6 protein-coding genes and 1 tRNA gene are annotated in these 8124 nt (G+C 65.3%); all 7 read right to left on the bottom strand.

Annotation, left to right across the window (positions count from 1 at the left end; translation table 11 throughout):
- Positions 1-1237 (bottom strand): hypothetical protein (locus ACS5PM_RS19410; protein ID WP_439389319.1); only part of this gene is annotated, 1237 nt, incomplete at its 3' end.
- A 315-nt stretch (positions 1238-1552) separates the two neighbouring features.
- Entirely contained in the window at positions 1553-2146 is a 594-nt protein-coding gene (locus ACS5PM_RS19405; RefSeq protein WP_439389318.1) for a hypothetical protein, read from the bottom strand.
- Between the two features lie 78 nt (positions 2147-2224).
- The gene (locus tag ACS5PM_RS19400; RefSeq protein WP_439389317.1) at positions 2225-2836 is read right to left on the bottom strand and encodes an STY4526/YPO1902 family pathogenicity island replication protein; all 612 of its coding nucleotides are present in this window, start codon (positions 2834-2836) and stop codon (positions 2225-2227) included.
- Between the two features lie 178 nt (positions 2837-3014).
- Positions 3015-4910 carry a hypothetical protein gene (locus tag ACS5PM_RS19395; RefSeq protein ID WP_439389316.1) on the bottom strand — a complete coding sequence of 632 codons (1896 nt, stop codon included), beginning with the start codon at positions 4908-4910 and terminating at the stop codon, positions 3015-3017.
- Complete coding sequence (locus ACS5PM_RS19390) at positions 4907-5794, bottom strand: ParA family protein (RefSeq protein ID WP_439389315.1); 888 nt, start codon at positions 5792-5794, stop codon at positions 4907-4909. The genes ACS5PM_RS19395 and ACS5PM_RS19390 overlap by 4 nt, the downstream gene beginning before the upstream one ends.
- 85 nt (positions 5795-5879) lie before the next feature.
- Positions 5880-5955, bottom strand: a tRNA-Asn gene (locus ACS5PM_RS19385).
- A 37-nt stretch (positions 5956-5992) separates the two neighbouring features.
- Positions 5993-8104 carry a TonB-dependent siderophore receptor gene (locus ACS5PM_RS19380; RefSeq protein WP_439389314.1) on the bottom strand — a complete coding sequence of 704 codons (2112 nt, stop codon included), beginning with the start codon at positions 8102-8104 and terminating at the stop codon, positions 5993-5995.
- Positions 8105-8124: the final 20 nt, after the last annotated feature.

Below are 8124 nucleotides of genomic sequence, written 5' to 3'. Positions count from 1 at the left end.
GGCGTCGGCGGCGGGCACCGGCGATGCGGTGCCCGCCGTCGGCGGTGAACTCTCCGGCAATAGCCTTCTTACACAGTGTGCGCAGCAGCGCCACAGGAGACCGCACTGGCTTTTGAGCATGCTGCCAGTCGATCTCGTCCAGCACGAGCTGCTGAACTGCCTGATCCAACGCAGATAGGTGCTTGGAGGCGGCATCCCGGTCCTCTGCCTCGAAGAGCGCTGGCCATACCAGGTGGTCAGTCTGTGCTGGGGCGGAGTCCGTGGATGGCGCTTTCGTCTGAAGCGCCGTTCCTTGACCTTTCAATAGCGACTGCAGCCCACCCCAACCCCACAGTGGCATTGACCAGCTCACGGGAATCGTCGCGCCCGAATGTGGTGGTCGGTGTAGTAATCCTTGTAGTTCTTCTGATAGGTAAAAGCCGGTTTGGGCAATTGCTATCGGGCGGTTCGGGCGATCGCTAATGGCCGGTTTGGGCAGTTCTGTAGGCCGGTTCGGGTGGTACCCGATCCGACCTGCCTGTTTCGCCCAAACCGACCCAGCCTCCGCACGCGCCCCGGCCTTCGCCGATGGCTTGCTGGCCAGCAGGTCGGCGACCGCCGTTGCGTCGATGGCCAAGTCCACCCGGCGCGGGAAGTTGTGGCGCCGCTCGATCAGCACGCCAAGGGCATGCAGGTCACGGCGGGCGGTCCGCCACTGATGGCGGGTCAGGCCTGTTTCCTCTCGCCATTCCTGACGGGAGAGCTGCACGAGCTTCGGCGCTGCAACGCGCGCGCCACTTTCACTGGCGGAGCGCTTGGGCTGCGCACTCATAAGGCGCGAGGCCATCATGGCCGCGGGCACCGACATATGGGACGTCAGCGCAGCGTTGAACAGGAAGGAGCGGCCCAGCAATCGCCCGAGCGCCGGATCGTCCCGGTCCGCAATCCAGAACCAATCGATCGGGGGCATCTCGATTTCGCTGCGCTCTGCCAGGGCCGGCAGAAACGCACCGAGATGGAGACGGAATTCCAGGCGGGCTGGCATCGACTGCAGCCGCTCTTCGATGAGGCCGAGATCCAGGAGTAGGCGCCTGGCGCGGCGCTGCATCTTCCATGTCAGGCCGGTTTCGACCTCCCACTCCCGGGCGGTTTTGTAGACCCAGCCTTTGCGTGCGGCCGTGTCGCGTCCGCGCCGGCTCCAGTAGATCAATTGCGACAGAAGCACCGCTGCGGCGGTGTCGTCGACCAGGGCGACCACTCGGCATGAAACTGCGATTGACGTGGAGCCGGTGCCACGGCCCGCGTCGCCTGGTTCGGCGCCCGCGGCCGGTCTGACACTCGACTGTTTAAGAGCAGCGAGGGTTTGTGTCCTCGCAAGCACAGCCACCGCTGGCGATGACGCCGGCGGCTCGGTGGGCTGCTCTCCCGCCGCTGGCTGGTTGCCCTCTTTACGAGGGGTGGCCAGGCCGCGCAGCAAGGCGCAACGGCGGCCCAACGCGCCTGGAGCGGGCTGGTCTCGGTTCTTGGGCAGGAACACGCTGGAGTCCGGCTTGGATTGGACTGCGGCGTCTGCCTAGTTGTCCCCGGGCACTGACTCGCCGCGAGCGATCGCCTGCCGGACGATCTCGCGCAACTCATCCCGGACATCGGTCTTCGCCTTGGCGAACCCGTCAGGGAGGAACTGGATCTCCGTGATGATCTGGTCGCGCTCCAGGTTGTAGCGGCGGCGTTCCTCTATCAAGTCGAGTTCACGCAGGTCTTCGCGTGCATCGAGCCATTCCTGCTCATGCAACTTGGAGCAGTCCAGCCACGATTGCTGGTCCATGCGAACCCAGGGATCACCGCGCTCCAGGAATTGCCGCTCGCTAAATCGCTCGATCTGGTACAGGGCCGCAGCTGCAGTCACCGATCCTGCGACGTAGATGTAGATCATCGGCACGGACAGGTAGACCCGCTCGGCCTCGTCCATGTACCAATCCACAGCCTTGTAGACGCGTGTGCGTTCACGCTGCTTTCGCTTGCGCACCTCGACGAGGTCGGTGGTGTTCGCCGGTGCGGAATCGCGTTGCGGCATGCTGCAGACCCGGACCGATGACGATACGGTCGCCTGACGAATCGAGGTGGCGTCGGAGGCGCCTGGGGCGTGGGAACGGGGCGACTGGCTCATGGGCAGACCCTTTCAGTCAAGTGCGGGAGGCGGGCGTCCTGCGTTGTTGCGTTGCGAATGGGGAACCATTGACAGTTCCTACGCGGCTGCGTTCCAGGCCAGGGAAACCTGAGGAAGGATCACCAGTTCCAGGGAGGCGATCAGCATTGGGCGGAAACGCTCGTGCAATCGCCGGATTCGTGCACGAGGGCACGCCTCCTGTGTCTCCAGTTCGATCCAGGCCGACTCGATGGCCGGCCTCATGTCGTCCGGCGGCAGTCTGGGTCGGCCGCCGGTGGCCACGTCGGGCGCCAGGACGCGCCGCAGGCGCCTGGCGTCCGACTGCGACAGCGCGAAGAGCTGCGTCAGCAGACGCGGAGATGCGCCGTTGCGAACCAGGTACTCCAGGGCCTCCCGGTCCGCTTTGTTGCGGTCCATGCGCTGGAACTGTGCCTGCATGGCCTGGGTATCCACAGCAATCCCCAGGCCGCACTGACCGACGGCAAAGCGCCAGGCCTCGGCAAGCGGCATAGACCGTAGCCGCTGGAGCAGCTCCGGCGTCATACCAGCGTTGAGCATCTGGTCCAGGATCTGCTGATCCGAACCTTCCAAGGCCGCGATCAGGCGCGTAAGCGCGAACATCTGAGCGGCGGGATCTCGAAGCGTTAGAGGCGGATGGCCGTTCGGGCCTTCGCTGGCGTTTCCAATCACGATCTCTCCTCCGGTGCGAACACGTCGATCACAGCGTCAAGCCGAGCCGCTTGGTGCGGCTTCGGCGATCGGTTGACGATTGCTTTGAATCGCTCACCACGGGTACCCTCCAGTGGTCATGGGGGCTTGTCTCCAACTTGCCTCTTGCGGGCTTGTCCTGCCTCTTGCGGGCAATCCATCAGTAGGGGCTGTTCGAGTGCAAGAGCTTTTGCATTAGCTCCCAGCGCTCGGGCAGCTTCTCCATCACCATTGCGGCCAAGTCTTCGACGACACGAAGCTGGGCCATCGCAGGCCTGATCACCCCCGGCGACACGCGGGTCATCAGCAGGTCCTCTACCTCCGGACGCACGGGTTCGATGTCCGTGCCGTCTAGAGGCGAATCGTGGGTCTCCACCGAGTAGGTCCGGTAGAAGGCGCTGTTGTGGTCGATGCAGTCGACCACGCCTTCGAACCATTGGCCGGAGATGGTCGTCAGGGACCACCAGACGGCCGTCTTGATCGTTCGCGCCTGGTCCTCCGCGCTGCCGATCTGCACCTTCTTGCGCTTGTGGGCCTCGCGGTCTGGCAGCTCCAGGTAGAAGCCCAACGGCATGGCGTCATGCCATCGCACGGTGTCGCTCAGGCCCGCCGTTGCCAGCAGTTCGTCGACGGCCGAGTGCAATGCGCCTAGCGGGTCAACGGCGTCGCCTTGGTGGCGATCGAACAATGGGCCGACCGATGAGCACGGGGTGCCAGGCAACGCAGGGGTGCGAGGGGGTGGCTGCCTTTGCTCGACGGGCGGTCCGGCAGGTGCTGCTGGGGCGGAGCCGCCTTTGGCATCGATCGACGCCGTCAGATTCAGCGGTCTCTGGTGCGCGGCGGGCGGCGCATCTTCTCGAGCGCCTCGGCTCTCAGGGATGGGCTCTTCAGGCCGGGCGCTGCTGGAGGCGCGGCCCCCGGCTATGAGGTTAGGCGAGGGCTGGCGAAGCTCTGCGAGCGTCACCTTGGAGTTCAGCTTCAGGATCGAGAGCATTTGGCGGACGCTCTCCGTTGACTCGCCAACCTTGACGGAAAAGGCCGATTCCACTGAGTCTGCGAGAGCGTTCACATCGAAAGCGTCACCACTAGGCAAAGCCGTCGCGTACCCGCGCAACGCAGCGGCCACGATAGAGTTCCAAAATGAGTCCTCAGGACAGTCGAATCGAGTAGCGAGGGAAGCTAGCGCGTTCAATCGGGGTTGCAGCACGTTGTTGACACCACGAGCAGTCAGCAGCGCTGTCCCCGCCCCGAGGGGAGCTAGGCGATTGACGGCAAATCGCCAGATGGTGACCATCGACTTGTCGGCCTTCAGGCCGCGTGCTGCGAGCTCCTCGCTGGCCTCACGCACAGCCATTGGCGCGTCGTTCCCTTTCTGGCGTCGCTCCTGCTCAATCAAGCGCAGCAGTTCAACCATTCCAATCGCAACCTCCCAGAACTTCATATCTCCGCGGTTCAGGTTCTCGCCGAGGTGCTGCGAAAGCAGGGCGGTCTCACTCTTGTAGGGTTGGTAGATGCAGTTGACCCACAGATAGCGCTCGTTGCTGGTCTGCTCAAAAAGCTCCTGCAGGAGGTCCAGCGTCGTGTTGGAGCCGGCCGCGAGCATGTACGGCTCGCCGGCGTGCCTGCGCGTCACCTGCAGCGTGCCCTGGAACCCGTTCGCCAGGAGGCTCTGCCGGATGTCATCGCGCTTTTCGTTGGCGTACAGGCGAGGGTTGTGGTCGTACCGGACAATCTCGGTCGACTTCAGCAGCATCGGACCCGGCAAATCCTTGCGAAGGTCGATCTTGGATGGAGTGGTGTCGCCGACCGCGTAGGACGCTTTGAACTCGGCAGCTTCGCGTTCTGCCTTGGTCGGTGCCCGAGTGACTGCGGGCGAAAAGGGCGACGCCCCATCAGTGGGCTCCGCCGGCCGCAGCGCCGTCGTGTTGGGGGAGCTTCGGCGTGCGGCGCGCTCCTTTGCAGTGGCCAGGTTGGTCATGGCTTGCTCGACGGAGATGGTGATGGGCAGGCCATCGGTGAGGGGGTTGAAGCCGGCGCGCTTCTTTGGAGGGTTCACGTGGCACCTCCCTGGGCTTCAGTGGCTTCGGGCGGGCCGAAGACCTCTTCGGGATCGCCAGTGAGGCGCCCCGCGAAGTGGCCGTACAAGTTGGGCTGCAGCTCCCACACGAGGCGGTGCATAACCTCGTAGCCGGAAGGAAAGCGACTGCCGCCTTGCCGGCTGATCTGATGGACAGGTCTGCGCGCGGTGAACGCATCTTTGTAGGCGACGGCATTGGGAATCACCGTGTCCAGGATGGTCACGCGATCGCCTGCGTCGAACTCGGCGCGCAGCTCGCTCAGAAGCTGGCGGGCGTTGCGAGTGCAGTCGAACTTGCAGATGACGGCTTGGATCGGCGCCAGCTGGGCGCGAGGCTCGCTCTCATCGTGCTCCAGCCGCTGGAGCACACGCAGCGTGCCGCTGCGAAACTCGCGGACCGAGGGGGTGTCGGGCGGAAGCGGAGAGACCAGCGTGTCCGCGGCGAAGGCGGCCGCGGTCTGCAGGGGGCCGATGGCGCCCTGCGTGTCGATCAGGACGAAGTCGTAGTGCTCCAGGACGTACGGATTCTGGAGGGCGCGGGCGAGCCGGCTGCGGGCGTCGGGACGCCCGTGTAGCCAGTGCTGGAGATTGGCGTCACCGTCGTTGGAGCGAACCAGGTCCAGGTTCGGCACCGACGTGCCGGAGATGCAGGCGGAGGTGACTACGCCCTGGGTGACGACCTCGACCAAGCCCTGCGGCGCCTCATAGGCCAGGCCAAAGTACTTCGTCAGGGAAGGTTGAGGGTCGGCGTCGACCAGCAGTGTCCGCGCCCCCATGTCGGCCAGCAGGCCGCCAAGGTTGGCGAGGAAAGTGGTTTTTCCGACTCCGCCCTTGCTGTTAAGGGCGGCGAAAGTGTGGATCACAGTTGCTTCCTCCTGTCCGCGGGCTTGGCGGAATCTGGAGGACGCGGACCACCGGGCGGTGGCACGTGACCCAACCTCGTTAAGTTGGCTCCCCGACCTGGGCTCGAACCAGGGACCTACGGATTAACAGTCCGGCGCTCTACCAACTGAGCTATCGGGGAAGTGAAGCCTCAGATTATAGACACAGTTTTTGGTGTCTCACAAGGTGGCCTGCAACGACATGCGGAAGGTGCGTGGCTCCAACGGATACAGGTAGACGTGGCTGAACTGGTATGGGCTCTCGCGCCAGCCCTGCCGGTCGAAAAGATTGTCGACACCGGCGCGGGCCTGCCATTGGTGACCCCAGGCGTTCACCGCATAGCGCGCGCTCAGCCCCACGGTGGTCCAGCCGGGGATGCGCGCGCTGTTGTCGGGCAGCACGAAGCGGGGACCCTGGTAGTCCAGGCTGGCCTGGGCCGTGAAGCCGGGCAGGGCTTCAGGCTGCCAGCTTGCCGCCATGCGAACACTGCGCTGCGCGACATTGGCAGGCACCAGTCCGTTCAAGTCGGGGTTCTCCGCGCCTTCGCGCCGCGCTCGCAGCCACATCGCGCTGCCTTGCAGGCCAAAGGTGCCCCATCTCCCTTCGGCGGTCGCTTCCACGCCGAGATGGTGGGCCCCGCCATCGATGCCTCGTGTGCAACTGCCATCGGCGTCGTCACACACGCCGAAGTCGCTCGTTGCCGGGCGACGGATGTCGAACGCGGCGAGGCCGGCGCTCCAATCCTTGCGGGACAGCTTCAGGCCGAGCTCCGCCTGCTTGCTGCGCAAGGCGGGGAGGACCTGGCCGGCATTGGTGTAGGTGCGAAGGCTTGGCACGACCGCGCTTTCCACGCCCTCGCCCCAACTTCCGTAGACCATCAATGAACCGTCGATCTGATGGCTGAGGGCGACCCATGGCGTGGTGAAGGACTGGTCATAACCGCGCTGCAGCTGGCTGTGGCGAAGGCCCAGCCACAGGTCCGTCCTGGCCCCCAGCTCGACATGGTCGCGCAGGTAGAGCTCCGTGCTTTGTTCGTGCCGGCCATCAGCCTCATACGTCGGTAGCGGAGCGGCATCCACCTGGACGCTGCCATCGATGCGGCCCACGCCGGCCCAGTTGTAGGCCTGCGTGTTCGGATGCAGGCGGAAGTCGCTCCACGTCACGCCGGTGGACAGCGTGTGCGCCATGCCGCCCCATGTGCCGCGACCATCGAGATGCAGCCCGCCGGCAAAGCTTTCGCGGCGTTCCCGTTCGCTGCGGTAGTCGTAGAGGTCGAAGGAACCATCGCTGCAGTAGCGGTCGTAGCGGCCCTCGGCGCTGCAGCCGAAAGGAAAGGCGATGCGGTCGTCGGTGCGCAACTGCTGGGTCATGGCGTCCGCCACGACCTGCCAGTCCTCCCCCAGGCGCTGGGTCCAGCGCAGGCTCGCGGTCGTGCCGTCGAAGACGACCGGCAGCGACCAGCTCTGGTTGTTCAGATTCGTCCGCGGGTCGATCTCGCGTGCCGAGGGAACACGCGGGCCCAGCATGCTGTAGCCCGGCATGCTGGGTTGCGATTGATGGCTGAGCTCGATCTCGGCGTCCAGACGCTCGCCAGGGCCGAATCGGGCAGCGGCCGACAGTGCCAGGAGACTTCGCTGGCCCTTGGCGTCACGCAGCACCGGCTCCAGCGACTCCGTGGCAGCGTTCAGCCGCAAGCCAAGTGCATCGCTTCCCCCCAGCTGGCGTTCCACGTCGACAGCAGCCTTCCAGCTCCCGCGCTCCGTCCATCCGACGAACAACGTGGACTGGTCGGCCCCTCGGGGGCGCTTCAAGACGAGGTTCACGAGGCCCCCGGGTGCGCTCGTGCCCGCCTGGGCGCCACTGGTGCCTTTGAGGATCTCGATGCGCTCCTTGTTGTCGAGCAGGAGCGCGGTCTCCGCGCTAATGGGCAGGCCGTCGCGCTGCACGTTGTGGTTGTTGTCCAGCGTGAAGCCGCGGATGGTCAAAGTGCTCCAGTAGCCCGGAGAGTTGTAGGAGTCCGCGACGCTCGCATCCAGGGCGGTCACCCCCGCCAGCGATTCGATGCCGGCGTCGGCGAGACTGGCGCCGGTCAGCGTGAGCGTCTGGAACGGTGCCTTGGCGGCCGGCACGTCGCCGAAACCCGCCACGCCTGCCAGCGCCGGCACCGGGCGACCTGTGATGGTGATCTGCTCGACCGCGTGCGCGCTGCCGCAGGCACTCACCGCCGCGAGCGTGACCGTGCGCAAGGGGAACCTGCGCGCGAGGAAAGGGGAAAGAAGGTTCGATGCCATCTCGGACTCGACAAGTCGAT

This window comes from Ideonella flava (genome assembly GCF_051857595.1).
Classification (GTDB): domain Bacteria; phylum Pseudomonadota; class Gammaproteobacteria; order Burkholderiales; family Burkholderiaceae_C; genus Ideonella.
This window is presented reverse-complemented; position numbering and strand designations above follow the sequence as displayed.